This window comes from Pseudocolwellia agarivorans, from assembly GCF_002000085.1.
GTDB lineage: Bacteria > Pseudomonadota > Gammaproteobacteria > Enterobacterales > Alteromonadaceae > Pseudocolwellia > Pseudocolwellia agarivorans.
Map to the genome: position 1 here is coordinate 50,412 of NZ_MUZU01000007.1, position 23,125 is coordinate 73,536.

Annotated in this window: 17 protein-coding genes; 6 read left to right on the forward strand and 11 right to left on the reverse strand. The window is 35.0% G+C overall.

Annotation, left to right across the window (positions count from 1 at the left end; genetic code table 11):
- Positions 1–370: 370 nt before the first annotated feature.
- The 4 genes from ruvB to aspS all read right to left on the reverse strand — a co-directional run bounded on the left by ruvB (position 371) and on the right by aspS (position 4,677).
- Entirely contained in the window at positions 371–1,378 is a 1,008-nt protein-coding gene (gene ruvB / locus B0X80_RS12090) for a Holliday junction branch migration DNA helicase RuvB (protein ID WP_077340607.1), read from the reverse strand.
- A 147-nt stretch (positions 1,379–1,525) separates the two neighbouring features.
- Positions 1,526–2,143, reverse strand: a complete 618-nt coding sequence (gene ruvA / locus B0X80_RS12095) for a Holliday junction branch migration protein RuvA (protein WP_077340609.1) — start codon at positions 2,141–2,143, stop codon at positions 1,526–1,528.
- A gap of 89 nt (positions 2,144–2,232) precedes the next feature.
- The gene (gene ruvC, locus B0X80_RS12100) at positions 2,233–2,775 is read right to left on the reverse strand and encodes a crossover junction endodeoxyribonuclease RuvC (RefSeq protein ID WP_077340611.1); all 543 of its coding nucleotides are present in this window, start codon (positions 2,773–2,775) and stop codon (positions 2,233–2,235) included.
- Between the two features lie 120 nt (positions 2,776–2,895).
- The gene (gene aspS / locus B0X80_RS12105; RefSeq protein WP_077340613.1) at positions 2,896–4,677 is read right to left on the reverse strand and encodes an aspartate--tRNA ligase; all 1,782 of its coding nucleotides are present in this window, start codon (positions 4,675–4,677) and stop codon (positions 2,896–2,898) included.
- Between the two features lie 241 nt (positions 4,678–4,918).
- On the opposite strand from aspS, the gene cmoA reads away from it, so the two are divergent.
- A complete protein-coding gene (cmoA, locus tag B0X80_RS12110) occupies positions 4,919–5,653 on the forward strand; it encodes a carboxy-S-adenosyl-L-methionine synthase CmoA (RefSeq protein WP_077340615.1) in 735 nt (244 codons plus the stop codon).
- Positions 5,650–6,615 (forward strand): tRNA 5-methoxyuridine(34)/uridine 5-oxyacetic acid(34) synthase CmoB, encoded by a 966-nt coding sequence (gene cmoB / locus B0X80_RS12115; RefSeq protein ID WP_077340617.1) that lies wholly within the window; start codon positions 5,650–5,652, stop codon positions 6,613–6,615. Before cmoA ends, cmoB begins: the two co-directional genes overlap by 4 nt.
- A gap of 117 nt (positions 6,616–6,732) precedes the next feature.
- Here cmoB and B0X80_RS12120 read toward each other — a convergent pair whose 3' ends face one another.
- Positions 6,733–7,488, reverse strand: a complete 756-nt coding sequence (locus B0X80_RS12120; protein WP_077340619.1) for a transporter substrate-binding domain-containing protein — start codon at positions 7,486–7,488, stop codon at positions 6,733–6,735.
- A gap of 173 nt (positions 7,489–7,661) precedes the next feature.
- On the opposite strand from B0X80_RS12120, the gene B0X80_RS12125 reads away from it, so the two are divergent.
- A complete protein-coding gene (locus B0X80_RS12125) occupies positions 7,662–9,008 on the forward strand; it encodes an anti-phage deoxyguanosine triphosphatase (protein WP_077340621.1) in 1,347 nt (448 codons plus the stop codon).
- Positions 9,009–9,091: 83 nt separating this feature from the next.
- Here B0X80_RS12125 and B0X80_RS12130 read toward each other — a convergent pair whose 3' ends face one another.
- Positions 9,092–9,931, reverse strand: coding sequence for an HDOD domain-containing protein (locus tag B0X80_RS12130; RefSeq protein WP_077340623.1), 840 nt, complete (start codon positions 9,929–9,931; stop codon positions 9,092–9,094).
- A gap of 232 nt (positions 9,932–10,163) precedes the next feature.
- On the opposite strand from B0X80_RS12130, the gene B0X80_RS12135 reads away from it, so the two are divergent.
- From B0X80_RS12135 to B0X80_RS20515, 3 genes are all read left to right on the forward strand, one after another.
- Positions 10,164–11,912 carry an autotransporter assembly complex protein TamA gene (locus B0X80_RS12135; protein ID WP_077340625.1) on the forward strand — a complete coding sequence of 583 codons (1,749 nt, stop codon included), beginning with the start codon at positions 10,164–10,166 and terminating at the stop codon, positions 11,910–11,912.
- Complete coding sequence (locus B0X80_RS12140) at positions 11,912–15,748, forward strand: translocation/assembly module TamB domain-containing protein (RefSeq protein WP_077340627.1); 3,837 nt, start codon at positions 11,912–11,914, stop codon at positions 15,746–15,748. The genes B0X80_RS12135 and B0X80_RS12140 overlap by 1 nt, the downstream gene beginning before the upstream one ends.
- A 301-nt stretch (positions 15,749–16,049) precedes the next feature.
- On the forward strand, positions 16,050–16,391 hold the full coding sequence (locus B0X80_RS20515; protein ID WP_245825457.1) for a CPBP family intramembrane glutamic endopeptidase: 342 nt from the start codon (positions 16,050–16,052) through the stop codon (positions 16,389–16,391).
- 271 nt (positions 16,392–16,662) lie between these two features.
- On the opposite strand, the gene B0X80_RS12150 is transcribed toward B0X80_RS20515, so the two are convergent.
- The 5 genes from B0X80_RS12150 to rppH form a co-directional block, all read right to left on the reverse strand.
- Positions 16,663–18,243 (reverse strand): FMN-binding glutamate synthase family protein, encoded by a 1,581-nt coding sequence (locus B0X80_RS12150; RefSeq protein WP_077340631.1) that lies wholly within the window; start codon positions 18,241–18,243, stop codon positions 16,663–16,665.
- 117 nt (positions 18,244–18,360) lie between these two features.
- Positions 18,361–19,194 carry a thymidylate synthase gene (locus tag B0X80_RS12155; protein WP_077340633.1) on the reverse strand — a complete coding sequence of 278 codons (834 nt, stop codon included), beginning with the start codon at positions 19,192–19,194 and terminating at the stop codon, positions 18,361–18,363.
- Positions 19,195–19,280: 86 nt separating this feature from the next.
- Entirely contained in the window at positions 19,281–20,075 is a 795-nt protein-coding gene (locus B0X80_RS12160; protein WP_077340635.1) for a sulfite exporter TauE/SafE family protein, read from the reverse strand.
- Positions 20,076–20,137: 62 nt separating this feature from the next.
- Positions 20,138–22,408 (reverse strand): phosphoenolpyruvate--protein phosphotransferase, encoded by a 2,271-nt coding sequence (gene ptsP / locus B0X80_RS12165; protein WP_077340637.1) that lies wholly within the window; start codon positions 22,406–22,408, stop codon positions 20,138–20,140.
- A gap of 210 nt (positions 22,409–22,618) precedes the next feature.
- Positions 22,619–23,125 carry an RNA pyrophosphohydrolase gene (gene rppH / locus B0X80_RS12170; RefSeq protein WP_076419022.1) on the reverse strand — a complete coding sequence of 169 codons (507 nt, stop codon included), beginning with the start codon at positions 23,123–23,125 and terminating at the stop codon, positions 22,619–22,621.

Sequence of the window (23,125 nt, forward strand, 5' to 3'; positions counted from 1 at the left end):
TTTAAACGCTTTGAGTTAAATATTTTTTGTTATTTAATCAATAATTAGCTAATTATTTTGTATCAATTTATTAATATGATTGTTAAAAACAACAAATACATTAGTTTTTCTAATGCAAACTTATAATTTAAATAGTTTGTGACATGATTTTAAAATAACTAGAATATCTCGTCTTTCTGATTCACAGATGAAAGCATCTAATTATTCATATTGATGGTGGGTAATTTTATTGGTGAAGAAAGTTTCTCTTTTGACATTTTGTATATTTATTCCCTCGAACAACTTATTATAAGTTGGCCCACATAATTATGTGGGCTTTTTTTTGTCTGAAATAAATAAGAATTGAAAAATAATATATGAGGATTATTGATTATCTTTCAGGTTTATCTAAACCAAAGTGTTGATATGCTAAATCTGTTGCAATTCTGCCGCGAGGGGTTCTTTGAAGAAAGCCTTGTTGAATTAAAAAAGGTTCGAGTACATCTTCAATGGTTTCACGCTCTTCGCCAATAGCAGCAGCCACGTTGTCTAAACCTACGGGTCCACCCATAAATTTATTTATAATAGCTTCCAATAACTTTCTGTCCATAATATCAAAACCTTGGTGATCAACTTCTAGCATATCAAGCGCTAAAGCTGCGGTCTCTTGGCTAACAATTCCATTAGTTTTTACATCTGCGTAATCTCGAACTCGTCTTAATAAGCGGTTAGCGATACGCGGTGTACCGCGAGAACGTCTAGCAACTTCAAAGCTGCCTTCATGATCTATTGTTAAATTTAAGAAATGAGCTGAGCGTTTTACAATTTCAGTAAGATCTTTCGTATTGTAAAATTCCAACCTTTGAACAATACCAAATCGGTCTCTTAGAGGCGAAGTTAATGCGCCAGCACGTGTCGTTGCACCTATTAAGGTAAAGGCAGGTAAATCTAACTTGATTGACCTTGCTGCTGGCCCCTCTCCAATCATTATATCTAATTGATAATCTTCCATTGCTGGGTACAAGATCTCTTCAACGACAGGGCTTAAACGATGAATTTCATCAATAAATAACACATCATTTTCTTCAAGGTTAGTAAGTAAAGCCGCTAAGTCACCCGCTTTTTCTAATACGGGTCCTGAAGTGGTTCTAATATTCACGCCCATTTCGTTGGCAACAATATTCGCTAATGTTGTTTTACCAAGTCCGGGAGGCCCAAAAATAAGTAAATGATCGAGCGGTTCTTCACGTTTAATTGCCGCTGAAATGAATATTTCCATCTGTACTTTAACGTGATCTTGACCGGTATAATCAACCAACATTTTAGGACGTATAGCGCGATCTATGGTTTCTTCTTCGTGCATAACTTGTGGTTCAATTAAGCGGTCAGCTTCAATCATTTCAATATTTCTCTGTAGTTATTTGGAGTTTTTCTATTAATATAAAAACTATATACCCGTTACCAATCAAGAGGCTATTTCAGAATGCTTGAGCGATATCAATTCAAGGCAACGCTTTGTAATAATGGTTACGAGTATAGTGTCAGTTTATAGCATGGCTTTTAGTGCATTGCGTATGATGTTTTCGCTTTTCATGCCTTTTTCAAATACCGACTTAACAGCCTTATCAGCTTGGGATTGATTATAGCCTAAAGAGATCAAAGCATTAATAGCATCGCCTCTCTCATCATTAACGAAAGTATTCTCAATTTTATTAGGTACTAAAATGTTATCGATTTCTGATGAGCTATTATCAAGTTGCCAATCTTTTAATCGATCGCGCATTTCTATCAATAATCTCTCTGCTGTTTTTTTACCAACACCGGGAATTTTAACTATGGTAGATAAGTCGTCATGAATTACGCAACTCACAAATTGATCAGCAGACATGCTAGATAAAATAGCTAAGCCTAATTTAGGACCAACACCGTTTACTTTCATCAAAAGTCTGAATAATTTACGCTCTGTTTTATTGGCAAAACCATACAGTAACTGAGCATCTTCTCTTACAACAAAGTGAATATAAACAATCGCTTCTTGGTTTATTTCAGGTAAGGTATAAATGCTAGTCATTGGCATAGTGACTTCATAACCAACACCATTACACTCAATTAATACTTCAGGCGCTGTTTTCTCAAGTAAACAACCTCGTAAACGACCTATCAAAACACTCTCCAGATAATTTATTTTTTCATACGATAACACTAGTTATATATACAGTAAACTATATAACTAGTAGATTATTACTAAAGTATTTATCTTAATCTTCCCCTAACCGTTTTAAGCCCTTGACCCGACATTTTACCTAACAGTTCGTGACTATGAGCATGGCATAAGGCAACAGCTAAAGCATCGGCAGCATCGGCTTGTGGTGTACCTGGTAGTTTTAATAAGGTTTTAACCATATGCTGAACCTGACTTTTATCTGCAGCACCTGTTCCTACAACAGATTGTTTAATTTGACGAGCAGAATACTCTGCAACAGAGAGACCTCTATTAGTGGCAGCAACAATTGCAGCCCCTCTTGCTTGGCCCAATTTAAGCGCGCCTCCGGGGTTTACGCCCATGAAAACTTCTTCTATCGCGAATAACTCAGGTGAGAATTGTAGTATGAGTTCTGAAACACCTGAAAAAATGGTTTGTAGCCGATCGCTAAACGGGTTATCTCCATCTTCTTTTGAAGTAGAAAATGCCTTAATACAACCACTGCCGAGATAAGTTAACTTACGACCTTCGGTTTTAATAACACCATAGCCGGTGATTCGAGAACCGGGGTCAATTCCTAGAATAATAGTCAAAAAATAGAACACCTTATTCGGATTAGATATTTATGTTTATACATAGGTAATATACATAAAAAATGCAGTTAAGATTTATCTTAACTGCATTTTATTTTCACTCAACATTACAGATAATAATTAACTATCAGTTTCAGTCTTTTTTTCATTAGGCAATATAGCAATACCCAATTCAGTTAACTGTGCTGGATTTGCTTGCCCTGGAGCGTTAGTTAAAGGACATGCCGCTGTTGTTGTTTTAGGGAATGCCATTACGTCTCTGATAGATGTAGCGCCTGTCATCAACATAACTAAACGGTCTAAACCAAACGCTAAACCAGCATGCGGTGGAGCACCGTATTGTAATGCTTCAAGTAAGAAACCAAATTTCTCTTGCGCTTCTTCGTCGCTAATACCTAAAATTCTAAATACCGCAGCTTGCATATCTTGATTATGAATACGAACAGAACCACCACCTAATTCACAACCATTTAATACCATGTCGTATGCATCTGATAATGCGCCAACAGGGTTAGCTTCAAGTTGTTCTGCAGTTAAGTTAGTTGGGGCTGTAAATGGATGATGAATAGCGTGCATGTGCCCGTCTACTTCTTCAAACATTGGGAAATCAACTACCCATAACGGCTTCCATTCACCTTGTAGCAATGCTAAGTCTTCACCTAATTTAAGACGTAAAGCCCCTAAAGATTCAGTTACTACGTTGTATGTGTCTGAACCGAAGAATACGATGTCGCCATCTTTAGCGTTCGCTCTATCAAGTAAAGCGTTAACAGACTCTTCAGTTAAAAATTTAAGGATTGGCGATTGTAAACCTTCAAGGCCCGCGGCTCTGTCGTTCACTTTTAACCACGGCATACCTTTAGCACCGTAAATACCTACAAACTTAGTTAAGTCGTCGATGTTTTTACGTGAGAATTTAGAGGCGCCATCAGGTACACAAATTACTGAAACACGACCTTTAGGATCATTAGCTGGACCTGAGAATACTTTGAATTCAACGTCTTTTAAAATATCTGCAACGTCTACAATTTCTAATGGATTACGTAAATCTGGCTTGTCTGAACCAAAACGTGTCATCGCTTCTGAGTAAGGCATACGTGGAAACTCACCTAAATCTACATTAAGTAGTTTTAAGAAAAGCTCACGGATCATCTTTTCAGTAACTTCCATCACTTGATCAGATGTCATAAATGACGTTTCAATATCTATTTGCGTAAATTCTGGTTGGCGATCAGCACGTAAATCTTCATCACGGAAACATTTTACGATTTGGTAATAACGTTCCATACCCGACATCATCAACAATTGTTTAAATAATTGTGGAGATTGTGGCAATGCAAAGAATTGACCTTTATGAGTACGGCTTGGTACTAAGTAATCTCTTGCGCCTTCAGGTGTTGCAGCCGTTAGAATTGGCGTTTCAATATCTAAAAAGCCTAGGTTTTCTAACGATTCACGAACTGAAGCGGTAACTTTTGCACGGAAACGTAAACGCTCTGTCATTTCAGGACGACGTAAATCTAAGTAGCGATATTTTAAACGTTGCTCTTCAGAGTTTGTTTGGTTTGAATCCAGTGGCAATGGAGCGGCTTTGTTTAAGATGTTTAGCTCTAAACCAAGTATCTCGATAGCACCAGTTGCCATATCTTTATTAATTTGACCTTCAGGACGTGCACGCACTTTACCTTTAATTTGAACACAAAATTCGTTTCTTAAGGTATTCGCTTTAGCAATAACTTCTGGTAAGTCTGGATCATAAACAACCTGAACCATACCTTCCCTATCTCTTAAATCTAAAAAGATAACTGCGCCTAAATCACGGCGACGATTAACCCAACCACAAAGAGTAACTTCTTGACCAACATGAGATTCGTTAACCTCACCACAATACATAGTACGCATTTAGCAATTCCTGAGCATTTGCACTTGTGATTAATTCACAAGCTAATGAATATAAAAATTGGCGATATTATATAGTAATGAGTCGCAATGTCACCTCTGTAAGGCTAATAAAGTCAATGGCGTAAGGATAATCAAAATAGCAAATATCAAGGTGAGTTAATTAATCGTGCACTGTTTATGGTTTGCCTTATAAATTTCAGTTAAAATAAGCGCAATAAAGCTATTTTCTTAAAGATTTTGCATGATAAATTCTGATACTGATCTCATTTTTTCAAGTAAGAAAGCTCAAATACAAGACTTTGCCTTTGATAAGCAAGTTGTTGAGGTTTTTCCTGACATGATTTCGCGCTCTGTACCTGGTTACAATACCATTATTAATACTATTGGTAATTTGAGTAAAGAGTACGCGCAAGCTAATACCAACATTTACGATTTAGGGTGTTCATTAGGTGCTGCAACACTGGCGATGAAAAAGTCGATCACCGTAAAAAACTGTTCAATTATAGGTATAGATAACTCTTCAGCTATGGTTGAACGTTGTAAAATGCATGTCAATGCGTTTAAAGGAGAGTCTCAAGTTGAAATTTGTGAAGGTAATATTTTAGACATTGAGCTTAAAAATGCTTCTATGGTCGTGCTTAATTTTACGCTGCAATTTATCGAACCAGAGGCACGCAAAAACCTCATTCAAAAAATTTATAATGGTTTACAACCCGGTGGCATATTAGTGTTATCTGAAAAATTAAAAGCTTCAGATAATGTGTGCAATGAACTATTAATCGATTTACACCATAATTTTAAAAGAGAAAATGGTTACAGCGAATTAGAAATCGCTCAAAAAAGAACGGCGATTGAAAATGTAATGCGCCCCGATACTTTAGAAACCCATTTATCTCGCCTTAAAGACTCAGGTTTTAATCACGTAAATCAGTGGTTTCAATGTTTTAATTTCATGTCACTTGTTGCAATAAAATGATCTCATTTAATAAGTTTTACCAATTAATCGCACAAAACCGTTTAAGTTCTTGGCTCAATGTTTTACCAGCCCAATTAACCACTTGGCAAAAAAGTGAGTTACATGGCGAATTTGCTCACTGGGAAAAAACTTTAGATGCGCTACCTAATACTACGCCATCATCAATCGACTTAAGCAATAGTGTAACTATAGGCGAAGAAAGCGATATTAATAACGGCGAATTTAAACGCATTGAAAACCTACTTAAAAAGTTTAAACCTTGGCGTAAAGGTCCTTATCATATTCACGGATTACACGTAGATACTGAATGGCGTTCTGATTTTAAATGGGATCGACTCGCTCCACATATTAGTGATTTATCAAATCGATATGTTTTAGATATTGGTTGCGGCAGTGGCTACCATTTATGGAGAATGCGTGGAGCAGGCGCTAAGTTTGTTGTAGGCATAGACCCGACCCAACTATTCTTTATGCAATTTAATGCTGTTAAACATTTCGCACAAGACGATAACGTACATTTATTACCCTTAGGTGTTGAAGATTTACCTGAGCTAAAAGCTTTTGATACGGTGTTTGCTATGGGCGTACTCTACCATAGAAGATCGCCTATCGACTTTTTATATCAATTAAAAGCTCAACTGGTTAAAGGTGGTGAGTTAGTATTAGAAACCTTAGTGGTTGATGGTGATATTAATACCGTATTAGTACCCGGCGAACGCTACGCTAAAATGAGAAACGTTTGGTTTTTACCAAGCTGTGACGCTATGGTCGCTTGGATGGAACGTTGTGGATTTAAAAACATTAAAGTAGTGAATACCGACGTTACTGCCTTAGATGAACAACGTAAAACTGACTGGATTGATACAGAGTCTTTAGAAGATTTTCTTGATCCTAACGACCCCACTAAAACAATAGAAGGTTACCCGGCCCCTAAAAGAGCTATTTTTATAGCACGCACATAACTCCGTGTTATCACTGAAACACATACTATTTAACCCAATTTCTGGTTATTTACGTATCTGTTTCAGTGTTTAAACATCCAAACCTTTTTAACAATAAAATAAAAAGGTGATTAGCCCTTATAAATATTTGTTTAAAATATAATTGTATTGGCCATTACTTTTGATTTCAGCCACACCTTTATCAAACTTATCTTTAAGCTCTTCAGACTTAAACCCAGCAGAATATTGCTTTTCATCAAAAATATAATGTATTTTAAACGGATTTTGATACATCGTATTTTTATGTATTTTACAAAAATAAATAAAAATATTGAGATCCAAAATAATGACTTCAGCTTCGCCTCTAAATAACATATCAACTTGTTCACGTTGTTCTGCTATTTCTCTATACTGAGAAGAACTTGCAACGTTAAGGTTATATTCATCGCCTAAATGTTTACCAGCTCTTTGAAAAGCAGCAATAATTAACCCGTCTAAATCATAAATAGAATCAATAGTTAATTCTCTTTCCGCTAAAGATACCGCCACATTCTGATACGTAATATAAGGTTTTGAAATATACATCCCTTGATAAGAATAATTTGAAGGCACGATAGAGATAGCATCAGCATTTAATTGCTGAAAACCTAAAATAGTTCTAGATAATGGCATATGTTGAAATTCAACCATAATATTTTGAGCAGATAAAGCCTCCCTTATAATATCAATTTGTAAGCCTTCACCTTTATCATTAATAATAAATGGCGGTTTTGGTAACCCTGCTAAAAATAAAACTTGCTCATTGAGGTTTAATTTTGCAGCGCTGCACTTTGCAGCAAAAAAAATAAAAATACTTGCTGCTATTTTATAAATAGCACCCTGAAAAAGACTAATGACGTATCCTCTTTATAAATATAACTTTAAGCAGCTAAAAACATCGTATAAAGTTAGGGGGAATAATTATGGTTATGAATATAATTACAGACTGGACAAACACTTAGTTAATGCTAACACATCGATTATGAGATTTTAATTACAGTAACAGTTTTTTACAATAAAGGAATAATATGGAAAAGCCTTGGTTAGAAAGACGACAGTTAAGTATGACAAAACGTCAAAATGATCATAGAACCCCTTTTCAAAGAGACAGAGCAAGGATATTACATTCTGCTGCATTTCGACGTTTACAATCTAAAACACAAGTTATGGGGAGCGGACAAAGTGACTTTTACAGAACACGCCTTACTCATTCTTTAGAAGCAGCTCAAATAGGTTCAGGGATCACTTCACAGCTACGTTGTAAATTTCCAGAGGTTTGTCGTAACATACTTCCTGAGGACGATACCTTAATTGAATCTATTTGTTTAGCGCATGACATTGGTCACCCTCCTTTCGGTCATGGAGGTGAAGTAGCTTTGCATTACATGATGCGAAATCATGGTGGATTTGAAGGTAACGGGCAAACCTTGAGAATAGTTGCTCGGTTAGAACCCTTTAGTAAAGACTGCGGTATGAATTTAACGCGCAGATCACTACTGGGTTTATTAAAATACCCGCAAACTATTGACGTGTTAAATACCCAGAAAAAACAAGAAGAACCTAAATCATTTAGGCAATTAAAAGCTTGCCAGTGGCACCCTCCCAAAGGGATATATTCTGATGATTTAGACATACTATCGTGGGTTTTACAGCCATTATCAGAATTAGACCGACAACATTTTCAACAAATAACCAGTCATCCCAACAGACACCATAAAACACAATTCAAATCATTCGATTGTTCAATTATGGAATTAGCTGATGATATTGCTTACGGAATACATGACTTAGAAGATGCAATAGTCACTGGTGTTGTAAATAAAACTGATTTTGATACACACGTTATTGATAAATTAAAGGCCATAGATGATGAATGGCTATCAATTTATAGCGATGACTTGTCCAGTAAACTTTTTAGCGATATGTTCTACTTACAAAAAGAAGCAATTGGAGGGCTAGTTAATTACCTTATTACTGAAATTATATTAGTTGATTTAAATGCATCTGAATCATTAAGTTTTGCCGAACCTTTATTACAATATAACGCCAAGCTACCCAGCGTGGCCGCAAAAGTATTACAAATATTTAAAGACTTTGTTTTTGAGTTTGTGATCAAGCAAACAGATATTCAACGACTAGAATATAAAGGACAACAAATTGTTATGGAGTTATTTGAAGCATTTGAATCAGATCCTTTACGATTATTACCTAAGTCTACAGCTAAACGTTGGCAGCACGCCAAAGATAACAACTTAAATCATCATAGAGTGATCGCCGATTACGTTGCAGGAATGACAGACGATTACGCAACAAAACTCTATAAAACCTTATTCATACCTATGGCGCAAAACAGTATTAAAGAAAACAATTATTAATAAAATTATACCCATTAATAAAAATGCCAATCAGTACAACTGATTGGCATTTTCTTTTCAATAAACAATTATTAACAACAGCATTAAAACATTTGTTTAACGTCTGCTACCGTCGATAAAAATTCATCGCTTTGCATAAATTCAATATCAGGTATAAGACCTTTATCGACATAGCTTTTTATCAATACCTTACATGTTGATTCATTTTTAAAAATATCATTAGCAATAGCCCCCGCTCTGATAAAATCGATATAATGAACTTCTTCAGGGAGCATGGTTAAGTCACTCCAACTTTTTACTAATTCAATAAATTGATCTGAAAACCCCCAAGCTTTTGTTACTTCAGCACCAATATTACTTGATAGCTTAACAATAGCTTGCTGTAAGAAAGTAGGATTAGCAAAAACGTCTGGATGATTTTCAGCTTCCGTTAATATAGGTAAAACGCCAATAGAATGCACTAACGCAGCGAGAGTAAGTTCATCTAAAGACAAAGAACTATGTTTATTTTTTTGTTTATAAAAGGTCATCAAAGCAATAGCAACAGAAGCAACATCAATCGTTTTTTCCCACGACTTTTTCAAATACATTGCCACAATTTTGTTTTTAGAAACAAATACCTGCTCTATAGCCATTGCCGTTGCAATGCTTTTAATTTGTCTTAAACCGATACGAGTAACAGCTTGGTTTACGGTTTCAACTTTTACAGCGCGCCCAAGTAAAGGACTATTAGCCACTTTTATCATGCCTAATGAAAGCGCAGGGTCATGCGAAATAATCTCGCTCATTTGAGCTAAGTTAACATCTGGATCATCTGCTGACTCACGCACTTTTAGTGCTATTTTTGGCAGCGTGGGTAATACCAATGCATCTTGTTTAATTTTTTCAACTAAAATGGTATATAGTGCGTTTTCAGTTCCCATAGAATGACCTCTAGTTTTTATTAAGTACAACTTTAACATAGCACATTATTATTAAATCGATAGTTAATTTCTAAAAAATATATAAATTTTTCAACTAAATATACTACCTATTAAACGTCTACCTAACTTTCAATATTCTGTTACTAAAGCTTACTTTATTGTGTAATAACTTTTCGAACAATACGTTATAATAAGCCGTTATTTTTAGTCTATTTACTCATAAAGGAATTTTATGCTGAAGTTATACGTTTGCTTTTTTACTCTACTCTTTGTAGGTAAGATTTTTGCGAGCAATATAGCCTTATCACTACCTGAAAACTTGCCCGATGAAGTTAAAAACAATATAAAAGCTTATTTAGGTGAACTTCCTGATAATCCTCAATCTAGAGTATCTTTTATTTATTCAGCAAAAAATAACACAATAAAAGCATTACAAGCTTTAGGTTACTACCGAGCAGTGGTTAATACTAACCTAACGAAAAGTGAAGATGACACCCCCTGGAAGCTTGCTTTTGCCATACAATTAAAAGAAGTCACTTTAGTTAACTCTATCCAGGTAAATATAATGGGTGAAGCGCAAAACGATAAAATGTTCAATTCGCTCACATCAAACTTAGCCATTAAACCGCAAGATCGTTTACACCATGGAAACTACCAAAAAATAAAATCAGAAATTATTGCGTTAGCGCTACAACGAGGTTACTTCGATGGCTTTTTCGAAACCGCTCAAATTGCTATAACACCAGAAAACACAGCAGACATTTCTCTTACCTATAAAAGTGGTAAGCGATATAAATTTGGTAAAATTGAATTTATAAACAACACCGTAGACCAAAACTTTATTAATAAGTTAGTCCCTTTTACGTACGGAGACGATTATCAAGTATCCATACTTCAACAGTTTCAAAATAACTTAGAAAAAACTCAATATTTTAGCAATATTGTTATTGTTCCTAATCAGGATGATCCATCTGCAGCAAAAGATAAATTAGTTCCTATTCAAGTCACATTAAAAGAAGCTAAAAAACATTATTTTGATATAGGTTTAGGCTACGCTACTGATACCGAATTCAGGATTTCTGGCGGCTGGAGAACACCTTTAGTAAACAAATATGGCCATAGACAAGAAACACAGATTAAATATTCAAAAATAAACCCAACAGGTCGTTTTATTTATTCAATTCCAATTGATGGTTCACTTAATAATACAATTCAATTAAAACTGCTGTTAGAGAACAACGAGTATGGTGATATTGATAGTAATTATTGGTCATCTAGAATAAGTAAAATAAAAGTAAGCGATACTGTAAATTCTGAATACTATATTCGTTTTCTTCATGAAGAGTGGGATATAGACACTATAGACGACATGGCCGACTATTTTTTACTAGGTTACAGCTGGTCTAACACACGTAGAGATGGCAGTTTGATCGATCCCAGTGATGGCTTTAGCCAATATTATAATATTGAAGCTACCCATACCGACATATCTTCTGAAACGAGCTTTTTAAAATTTTATGCCCATTGGCGATATATAAAAACCATCAAACCCAAACACCGTATCGTTACACGAGCGGAAATAGGCTATACCTTATTAGACAGTTCAAATGCTGAAGAATTATCACCTTCTTTACGTTTTTTTGCAGGCGGAGATCAAAGTATTAGAGGCTTTGCCTACCAATCTATTGGACCTACACGCCAACAAATCAATTCAAAACCCGGTGAAGATCTTGTGGTGGGGGGAAATCGTTTAGCCGTGGCAAGTATTGAATATCAATACTATTTTACACCAACGATTAGAGGTGCAATATTTGCTGATGTGGGAAGTTCATTTGATACGGGTTTTCAAAAAAAATACTCGGTAGGGCCAGGCATTCATTATATATCGCCAATTGGTGCGATAAAACTCGATGTAGGATACAGCTTAAGTGAAGAAAATCCTTCGTGGCGCTTACATTTGAACTTAGGTGCCGAACTCTAATGACAACACCTAAAAAATCCCAAGAAGAAGTTACTCCAGCCAAAATAAAAAGCAAGAGCTTACGCCGTAAAGTAACCTCTTATACGGCTATTTTTATCACTAGCTTACTCTGCTTATTAGCCATACTTTACAGTAGCCCATGGGGGACTCAGGCGAGTATTTCATTCATCAATAAATTTTCTGATGTCACATTAATTTATAAAAGTGGCATGTTTTCAGAAAAAATAGAATTTTCAGATGTGCTTTATCAAAACGATGATGTAAAAATACACGCTAAAAATGCAATATTAAAATTTCATTTACGCTGTTTTTGGCAAAAAAAACTGTGTATTGATAGCTTAAATATAGGCGATTTATCATTAAAAATTAAATCATCAAATGCGCCAAAGCCAGAATTTACTCTGCTTGAAATGCCTATTTCGATAAAAATCAAAAAACTGTTAGTTGCAAAAACGGCGATAAACTTAACTGATCAAGTAATTAATATCAACGGCTTTACTTCGCCTATTAATATTAAAAAAAGTACGTTTACCTTTAATAGTCCAAGCATTAAAGAAATTACTGTAGCTGATATTGTACTTAACAAAGTTGCAGGTAAAACAGCAGTAACTAAAGCAGCTATAATCAATCAACAAAAAAATGATATTTCTACGTTAGCTTTACCTGAAATACAACTTCCATTTGAGTTAAAAGTTGTTAATTTCAAAATAGATAGGTTATCAAATAACCTATCTATATTAGATAACCTACCTAAAAAAATCACGGATATAAATATTGGTTTAACATGGTTTAAAAGTGATCTTTTTATTACGCTATTCAAAATAAATTATGGATCAGGATTAACCGATATTAATGGTAAATTATCATTAATCAAAAACTATCCGCTAGACATTCAACTTAAACATCAGCTAAACAATAATACTTACTGGCCTGAAGTTAACGACTCGGCACAAATAATTAATATTAAAGGAGATTTATCTCAACTTGATTTACAGTTTAAAAGTGAAGGCAGCTTAGCACTTACAGGTAATGCTAACATTAATATTATCGACAATAATTTTCCTTATAATCTTAATTTAGAAGCAACTAAACTTCCTGTATACAATCAAGTAAGCCAGCACCTTCATCCTTCTGTTTTGTCTTTAGCATCACAAGGCGATATTAATAAACAAACTTTATCATTAAATAGTGTACTTAATGGTTTAGGTTATAAAAATGCAAAAACATCATTAAAGCTTACACATAACAAGCTCATAGCAGATAAAGTCACAATTGAAGAATTTGCCCTAAATGATGCTAAAAACAATCTGAGCATCAAAGGTCATTTTGCTTTTAGTGATAAACCATCGTGGAATTTAAAAATTAAATCTACGGGCTTTAGCTTTCCTCAATTTAAACATTTAGATGATGAATACGACAACATTAAAGAATGGATGTCAGGACGGATCAAAGGTAATTTAGATACCACTGGCATATATAATAAAGAAAATTCGTCCATCACATTAACGAACACCCATCTAACAGGTGAAGTTAATAAAATGCCTTTTGAGTTATCAGGCGAAATTAATTTAAGTGAAAACTTACAACTTAAACCGAGCCACTTAAGTTTGTCGCTTTTCGATTCTCACATCAATTTTTCTGGCTATAGCGATAAGGAATGGCATGTAAAAGGAAATATAGACGTTCCAAATACGAATAAATTTTATTCTGAAATAAATGGCAATGTTTCTACTCGTTTTGATGTGACAGGTCCACTCGATAAACCCAAGGTTTTATTTAAACATGATATTACTGACTTTGCTTTCAAGAAATCAACCTCTCCTTTTATTACAGTTCAAGGCAGTTATTCTCCTTTTGAAGAGCACCTAATCAATGCACAAATAAAAAGCAAAAGTATAAATTGGTTAAGTACTGAGTTAACACAAGTTGTAGCAAAAATTAACGCAGATATAAATCAGCAAAGATTCGACGTAAAATGGGAAGGCGATTTTAAAAGTAAGTTTTTACTGAACGGTTTACGAAATGAAGACACTAAAAACTGGGTAGGAATTATTGCAGGTGCCGAATTTAATTACTTAAGCCAACATTGGCAACCTGATACTGACGTTATTATTGACTACAATAATCAAACACAAAAACTGTCATTAAATAAACACTGTTGGAATAACCAAGGACTTAATATTTGCTTACCCAAAGAAGTCTCATTTTCTGACTCTGGAAGTATTCCGCTTTCTTTATACTTTAATAGCTCATACTTTAACGAAACTTTCGCCCCAAATGACATACTTGTTAATACCATAATTGAGGGAGATGCAACGATCAATTGGACTCCTAATAAACATTATGTTGTTGAAGGAGACTTATCTGTTTTAGCAGGAAATATTTTACTTGATGAAAAAGAAATAGGTTTACCCGTAAAAGTATTAAGTGCTTGGGATGAAGGCCGATTAACCTTCAAACTTAACGATGACTTTGTACAAACACAACTAACATTAAGCCCAGATAATCAAACGAACGCCAATAATAATTACGACTTTTATTCCAATATAAATTTAGCAGGTAAAGTCACATTTAAAGGTAATTTTCCTATATCGGCAAATATCGATATAGATAATTTTAATTTACGACCGTTTCAATCAATCAGTCACGAAATCACCTTACTTGAAGGGGTATTACATACACAAGTTAATGTAACGGGTGATCTTAAAAACCCTAAAGTTAATGGTGAAATTAATTTAGACAAAGGCAGCGTAAAGTTATTAAAAAGTCCTAATGTGATTAACGACGTAAAAATTAATTTAGCGCTTTTAAATACCAACGCCACACTCAAGGGCACCTTTAATATTGATAAAGACACAGGTTTTATTAATGGTGACGCTGACTGGAAAAAAGAAAAACGATTAAACCTAAGCGTAAATGCAGAACACTTATCTATCCTTGTTCCCCCACATATAGAGGCGACTATCGCTCCGCAGATTAATGCAGTATTAACGCCTGATAACCTGAAAATATCAGGTAAAGTGAATGTGCTTAGCGGAATACTACGTGTCATTAACTTACCTGAGGGAAGTGTAGAACTAACCAATGATGTTATTTTTGTTGATACTAAAGGTAACGAAATAATTAAAGAGAAACGCTTTAATATAGAGTCTGATATTAGAGTATTTATTGATGAAGCTTTTCAACTCACAGGTCAAGGATTTAACGGTAATTTGGCGGGTGATATACGAGTACAACACAGTAATCAACAACCCATACAAATATTTGGTAATTTAAATATCCCTGATGGTCGCTACCATGCTTACGGACAACGCCTACAAATAGAGCGAGGTAAAGTCGCGTTTAATGGCCCTATGGAAAACCCCCATATAGATATTAAAGCCACACGAACTATTCCTAAAGAAAACATAAAAGTGGGTGTTGAAATTAAAGGATTAGCAAACGCCCTTACACTTAAGCTCATTTCTACGCCAGCACTGTCGCGTGCACAAACTTTGTCTTATTTATTAAGAGGTCAAGGACTCAAAAATGATGCACCAGACGATTCAGGTATAGGTGTAGCTTTAGGTGCAGCTTTAGCAAACTATTCTGGCATTTTAAAACAAATAGATAAACTACCGCTTATTAACAATGTTGAAATAGAAGGTGATAGCAGCCAAGTATCTATAGCCGGATATTTAGGTAAACGCATTTATGTAAAATATGGTGTTGGCGTAAACGAACCGGTTAATGAGTTAACCGTTAGATTATTTTTAATGAGTCGATTATGGGTAGAAACGATTTCAGGCTTAGAGAACTCGGCAGATATTTATTATTCTTTTGATTCAGATTTATAATAGGTTAATTTAAATAATGCAGTCTTTACGCTATAAAATAATCGAACTTTTTATCTTATTCATAATATTACCGAGTAGTTTTACTCTACATTATCCAACTTGGTTCAAAATAACTCTTGGTATTGTAGGGTTGTTATATATACTTTTTGTCCTTGTAAAAGTAGAAAAATATACATTCAGAAAACCGTCGCATCTAAATTGGAATGCTTTTTTAAAACGTACACTCTTGTTTTTTTTCGTTATCACAACTGTAACTATTTTTTATGTTTGGTCTACTGATAAATCACAACTTTTTTACGTGATGTTAAATAATCCTAAACTCTGGTTATTTATCTTATTTTTTTACAGCCTATTTTCAGTATACCCACAGGAATTACTCTACAGAACATTCTTTTTTAAACGATACCAAGCTTTGTTTAAGAGCGAATGGCTATTCATTATTGTTAACGCTGCCCTATTTTCTTTAGCGCATATTTTCTTTAAAAACGTATTAGTTATATTACTCACATTTATTGGTGGGATCTTATTCGCTTTAACCTTCAAAAAAACAAAGTCAACATTACTCGTTTCTATTGAACATTCAATTTATGGTTGTTGGTTATTTACGGTAGGCATGGGGAATATGCTTGGCTTTCCTTCTTAAAGTTAACACCAAAATAATAAAAGTAACTCGAGATAACCTGAGTTCGGTTTAAGATATTGTTAACTCCTTGAAAAGTAATCACTAAAAGCTCGGTTCGCTTCTAGCTTGATAGTTTTACTTAATTCAAGGCAAATTTACGCGTCAATAGCTGGCCTATTGCAAGTGAATTTAACGCAGAAGTTAGTAAAAGTAGCCGCTAGAAGAACATTTATTAAGCCGAACTCAGGTTAGATAGTTACACTGGTTATCTACTTTATCTTATCTAAAACAATTAATTCCAAGTTTTTTCCGACACTAAATGCCAATCATATTGCCATGCTGGTGGAATACTTTTTTCATCAAGTAAGCTATCAGGCGCAATATAGTTATAACGTTGCCCTAAATGCTCAATAATATTTTCTGAAACACGTGTCTGAATATGGTGTGGCTTAATATCACTTACATTTTCTAAACCGGCTGCCCCTACTAGCTCAACTAAGTTTTTGATCATAGCCGCATGAAACTTATAAACTCTCTCGCCCTTCTCTTCATAATCTAAGGCGTTATAACGTGCTGCATCTTGTGTCGCTATACCTGTTGGGCATTTATCGTTATTACAATGACGAGACTGAATACAACCTAAGGATAACATCATAGCTCTAGCACTATTAACTGTGTCTGCGCCTAACGCTAATAAACGTAACACATGAAAAGCTGATAATGCTTTACCTGAAGCGATTAATCGTAATTTGTCTCTAACACCACAACCAACTAATGCATTTTGCACAAATACTAAAGCATCTCTTAATGGCATACCCACCGAATTGGTAAACTCTATAGGTGAAGCTCCTGTGCCACCCTCACTTCCATCAATGGTGATAAAGTCAGGAGTAGATCCTGTAACAACCATAGCTTTACATAAAGCCAAAAACTCACGTTTATTACCTATACATAATTTAATACCAACAGGTTTCCCCCCTGATAACTCTTTTAAACGATCAATAAAAGCTAAAAGCTCTATTGGCGTATTAAAGCTACTGTGTGCAGGAGGAGAAATAACGTCTTGACCTAAAGGTACTTTACGAATAGCTGCAATTTCGGGGGTTAGTTTTACTGCAGGTAAAATGCCACCATGTCCTGGTTTAGCGCCTTGCGAAAGTTTAATTTCGATCATTTTCACATAATCTTGGTGAGCCGTTTCTGTGAATAAAGACTCACAAAAATTACCTTTGCTGTCTCTACAACCAAAGTATCCGGTACCTATTTGCCATACTAAATCAGCGCCATACTGAAGATGATAAGCACTTATCCCTCCTTCACCTGAGTTATGATAAAAACCACCTTTTTTAGCACCTTTATTTAACGCCAAAATGGCATTTTTGCTCAATGCGCCAAAGCTCATAGCTGAAATATTTAATAGCGAAGCTCTGTAGGCTTTTTCTCCATGCCCAAAGGTGACTCTAGGATCTTGATCTTTAATATGTATTGGCTGTATCGAATGGCTCATCCACTGATACCCTACTTTATAAACATCGAACTGAGTACCAAAAGGACGCGTGTCGTTTACTCCCTTTGAACGTTGATAAACAAGATCTCTGAACTCTCGATTGATAGGTCTGCCACTTAGATTAGTTTCAATAAAGTACTGTTGAATTTCAGGCCGAAAAGATTCTAATAAATAACGAATATGCCCAACAACAGGATAAATACGTAAAATAGTATGTTTGCTAAAAAACACATCATACAAACCAAGTACAATTAGCGGTATAGCAACCACCAATAGCCAAATAACATTAGGCCAATAAAGTTGACCAAAAAATATAACAGCAAGAGAAGCAACTGAAATAATATAAAACCACTGACGAGCAAGCATAACTACGATCCTAAATACCTAAGTAGAATAATCCTATATGGAGTTTTTTATTAAATAAAGAAATTAAGCCATTGTTTTATAGCAATGGCTTAATTTTAAAGAAATGATACTAAATATTTAAACTGAAATAGGCGCTTTAATATGTGGGTGAGCTTCGTAACCAACTAGTTCAAAATCATCAAAAGTAAAATCAAAAATACTCGTTACATTTGGATTGATTTTCATTGTAGGCAATGGCAAGGGCTTTCTTGAAAGCTGCTCTCGTACCTGCTCCATATGGTTTGAATATAAATGAGCATCACCAAAAGTATGAACAAAGTCGCCTAATTCTAAATCACACACTTGTGCAATCATCATAGTGAATAACGCGTAGCTCGCAATGTTAAATGGCACACCTAAGAAAATATCAGCACTGCGTTGGTATAACTGGCACGACAGCTTTCCATTTAATACATAAAATTGAAACAATGTATGACACGGCGGCAAAGCTTGCTTACCAATAGCTGCATTTTCTGATGGTGATATTGAAGTATCAGGTAATAACGCAGGATTCCACGCTGTAATAATGTGTCGGCGTGAATCAGGATTCGTTTTGAGATCATGGATAAGTTGCGCGAGTTGATCAATAGTTTCGCCATTTGATGCAGGCCAGTTACGCCATTGCACACCATATACAGGGCCTAACTCACCATCTTCTGTTGCCCAAGCATCCCAAATTTTTACGCCATTTTCTTTAAGATAAGCAATATTAGACTCACCTTTTATAAACCAAAGGAGTTCATGAATAATTGATTTTAAATGACATTTTTTTGTCGTAACTAAAGGAAAACCTTTAGATAAATCAAAACGCATTTGATATCCAAAAACACTACGTGTTCCTGTGCCTGTTCTATCTGACTTATCTACACCGTTATCGTGTACATGTTTCATTAAATCTAAGTACGCTTGCATGAAAATATCCTATGAAATAGCGTTTAAGGCAAAGCTTATTACCTAAAAATTAGTGGCGTTATGATAATAGATTAGTTAATTATTGGCTAACTAAAGATCATTTTCAGCGCGACAATTAACAAGAAAAAAGAAAATAAACGCTTCAATGTTTTTACTGGCAACTTATTCGCATACTGCACACCAAAAGGAGCAAAAAGAGTAGAGGTGATCACTATAGCGATTAATGCAGGTAAATAAACATAGCCCATACTCCATGGCGGAAGTTCACTAACGCCAATGCCAGATATAATGTAGCCTGCACTACCAAATGCTGCTACCAGTGCGCCACACATAGTAGCAAGCCCTATGGCATGGCGAACAGATACACCAAAAATAGTTAAAATGGGGATCAAAATAACCGCGCCTGAAATTCCCATTAAACTTGCCAATACACCACAAGCATAAGCAATAATAAAAATAACAGCGTCATTTGGCAAAGGTCTAGCTCTAACAACCCTAACAGAAAGCAACATATAAAGGGCTAAAGTACTTACCGCTACTGAAAATATCGTTTTCAAAACAATAACAGAAAGTAAATCGGCAACTAATGCCCCACTCAAAGAGCCCAAAGAAATAGCAACAATAAATTTTTTCGTTAATAGCCACGGAATATTACCATTTTTATAATGAGATAAAGTTGCTGCGGATGAAGTAACAACAATAGAACACAAAGATGTCCCTAATGCTAAAGGCAGTACAACATTCATAGGAAGGTCTAACAAAGGAAGTAAGTAGACAAGTGCCGGAACAATAATCAGCCCTCCACCAATGCCTAATAAGCCTGATAGAAAGCCAACAACAATACCAATTAAAACACATGATAAAAGAATAATACTTAGCATATAGCCTTTTAAACTCGCCCTTTGGGAGCTTTAAGTAAAAACGTTACTATTTAAAATAGCAATTACATACCGGCACGAACAAAGCCGCCAAGCCCTAAATGTTCTAATTGCTCCCTCATATAACTATGTACCTGTTTAGTTGAACTAAGCGATAAAACATGCGCTAAAATAACTTTCATTTTATGTAGCTCTACATGACGTATAACCCATTTTATTCTCGATATATTATGAGGATTCATACTCAGTTTATCGTACCCCATTGCAAGCAGTAATAAGGCTCCTGCAGGCTCACTGGCAAGCTCACCACATAAGCTTAATGGAACTAAATACTTACTTGATTCTTGCGCTATTGTATTTAACGCACGTAAGACCGCAGGGTGATATGCGTCATATAAGTCAGACACTTGTGCATTATTACGATCGACAGCTAACAAATATTGAGTTAAATCGTTTGAACCCACCGAAAAAAAATCGACTTTACTTGCAAATTCTCTTAATTGAAAGATAACCCCTGGCACTTCAATCATCATACCTATTTTAGGTTTTACAAATTTAGATTGATCGATAATGTTTAATTCTGACGAAAGTTCATAATAGGCTTGGTTGATTAATCGCGTGGCTTCATCAACTTCAGATATATTAGAAATCATAGGTAACATGATTTCTAAATTGTTATGACCATAATTTGCCTTAATCATGGCTCTAACTTGCTGTAAAAAAATTTCAGGATGATCTAAGGTAATTCGAATACCACGCCAGCCTAAAAAAGGATTGTCTTCAACAATAGGAAAATAAGGTAAGGCTTTATCACCACCAACGTCTAACGTACGCATAGTGACATTTTTTTTAGGAAAAGCCGCTAACACTTGTCTATATAAATCAGTTTGCTGTTGCTCAGAAGGAAAACAACTCTGGTTCATAAAAGGTATTTCAGTACGATACAAACCAATGCCCATAGCACCAGTTGATGAAGAGTGTTCGAATCCTGAAGACAAACCTGCATTTAATTGCAATTCAATGCATTTGCCATCAAGCGTAATAGCGGGTAGCTTCTCAACCTGTTTTACTTTATCAGCTAATGCGTACTCTTCTTCAATTAAGTGTTTGTATTCTTTTAATAATGAATCGTTAGGCGCAACATATAACTCACCGCTATAACCATCCAAAATAGCTGTTTGCTTATGTAATTGCCCAAGAGGTATCTTGTCTACCCCCATAATTGCAGGTAATCCAAGCGCTCTAGCTAATATTGCAGCATGAGAGTTATTTGAGCCAGTTAGAGAAACAATGCCTTGTAAGCCAAAGTGTTGGTATTCAGCTAACATTGAAGCCGTTACATCTTCAGCAACTAAAATAAAAGCATCAAGCGGTTCATTAACCTGACTATTTTTTTCAAGTAAGTTAGCTAAAATTCTATTACCTAGATCTTTTATATCACTTGCTCGTTCGCGTAAATAGTTATCATCGAGTGCTTCAAACTGAACCACATAACTATCTACAACCAGTTTTAACGCACTTTGTGTATTCCAACCGTCATTAATTTTATTTTCAACTTCATGACCAATATCTGCATTGCCTAAAAGTTGTTTATACATTTCAAAAATGTCTAAGCTGTTGTCAGATATAACTCGACTTAACTCTTCAGCCATTCTTTCAAACTCATGACGAGTATCAGAAATAGCTTGCTTAAAACGTACTAATTCTGTTTCTTTATCTGTATATTTTTCTAATGTAACCGACTGTAACTGTACCGTTGGCTGAATAACAAATAGTGGCCCAATAGCAACACCTGAAGAACCACTAACACCTTTTAATTGCCTTGTATTTTGATTGTTTTTTTCTGTTAAACCATATCGAACTTCAGCATTAGCCAACGCCATAGCTAATTGTGCTGAAAGCGTAACAACAAAAGCTTCTTCATTTTCAGTAAAGTGGCGTGATTCTTTTTGCTGAATAGACAAAATTCCTAAAACTTTACGCTGATGAATAATAGGCGTACCTAAAAAAGCATTTAGTTCATCTTCTTGTACAATAGGGGTTTTAATAAATTGAGGATGTTTATGTGCGTCGGAAATATTTAAAGGTTCTTCCCTTTGCCCAACAAGACCAACTAAACCTTCTGAAAATCCTATACGAGTGTTACCTAGCGCATCCTTGGCTAAACCATCAGAGGCCATTAATACAAAATGTTCAGTAGCGTAATCAGCTAAATATATTGAACAACAGTCTGTATTTAATGCCGTTTTTACCTGAGTAACCATGCGAAATAAAGCACTTTCTAAATCAGCATCTTGGCTAAATTCAAGTATAATACGTCGTAAAGTGGTTAACATGTATCTCCTTATTTTATAGCAACCTCATTCATAAACTAATTAGTTATTTGTAGAATAAAATAGAATTAATTAAAAATGTGATTGATATTATATCATCATATAGTCAATAAAAATGGGGGGTTAATCCTGTATTTGTGTTCAAAAAGTCTAGTAATTAAGATAAAAATAGCCTACATCAATGTAAGCTATTAAATAATAACATAATAATAATCAGGCTCGACGTTTGCGTCGATCTGAACGATATGTGGGTAATGCTTGTAATGAAAATTCTTTCATTACTTTTCTATAAACCTCACGCTTAAACGATACAACTTGCCTAACTGGATACCAATAACTTACCCATCTCCAATCATCAAATTCAGGGTGCTCTGAATGTAGTAAATCTACAGATGATTCTTTAGACGTTAGCTTAAGCAAAAACCATTTTTGTTTTTGCCCTATACATAACGGTTTACTGTCGTGTCTAATTAAACGTTTCGGTAATTTATATCTAAGCCAATGTTTAGTCGAAGCAACAATTTTTACGTGTTCAGGTTGTAATCCCACTTCTTCATGAAGCTCCCTGTACATCGCTTGTTCTGCTGATTCACCCTTATCTATACCACCTTGTGGATATTGCCAAGAATGTTGACCATAACGCCTTGCCCAGAATACTTGTCCCCTATCATTGATTATTACTATGCCGACATTGGCTCTATAGCCATCAGCATCGATCAA

Coding starts and splice junctions, on each gene's coding strand:
- B0X80_RS12130 (WP_077340623.1), bottom strand. CDS start 9,931: ATGGGAACTGAAAACGCACTATATACCATTTTAGTTGAAAAAATTAAA.
- B0X80_RS12135 (WP_077340625.1), top strand. CDS start 10,164: ATGCTGAAGTTATACGTTTGCTTTTTTACTCTACTCTTTGTAGGTAAG.
- aspS (WP_077340613.1), bottom strand. CDS start 4,677: ATGCGTACTATGTATTGTGGTGAGGTTAACGAATCTCATGTTGGTCAA.
- B0X80_RS12160 (WP_077340635.1), bottom strand. CDS start 20,075: ATGCTAAGTATTATTCTTTTATCATGTGTTTTAATTGGTATTGTTGTT.
- B0X80_RS12150 (WP_077340631.1), bottom strand. CDS start 18,243: ATGCTTGCTCGTCAGTGGTTTTATATTATTTCAGTTGCTTCTCTTGCT.
- ptsP (WP_077340637.1), bottom strand. CDS start 22,408: ATGTTAACCACTTTACGACGTATTATACTTGAATTTAGCCAAGATGCT.
- B0X80_RS12125 (WP_077340621.1), top strand. CDS start 7,662: ATGGAAAAGCCTTGGTTAGAAAGACGACAGTTAAGTATGACAAAACGT.
- B0X80_RS20515 (WP_245825457.1), top strand. CDS start 16,050: ATGTTAAATAATCCTAAACTCTGGTTATTTATCTTATTTTTTTACAGC.
- cmoB (WP_077340617.1), top strand. CDS start 5,650: ATGATCTCATTTAATAAGTTTTACCAATTAATCGCACAAAACCGTTTA.
- B0X80_RS12140 (WP_077340627.1), top strand. CDS start 11,912: ATGACAACACCTAAAAAATCCCAAGAAGAAGTTACTCCAGCCAAAATA.
- ruvB (WP_077340607.1), bottom strand. CDS start 1,378: ATGATTGAAGCTGACCGCTTAATTGAACCACAAGTTATGCACGAAGAA.
- cmoA (WP_077340615.1), top strand. CDS start 4,919: ATGATAAATTCTGATACTGATCTCATTTTTTCAAGTAAGAAAGCTCAA.
- B0X80_RS12155 (WP_077340633.1), bottom strand. CDS start 19,194: ATGCAAGCGTACTTAGATTTAATGAAACATGTACACGATAACGGTGTA.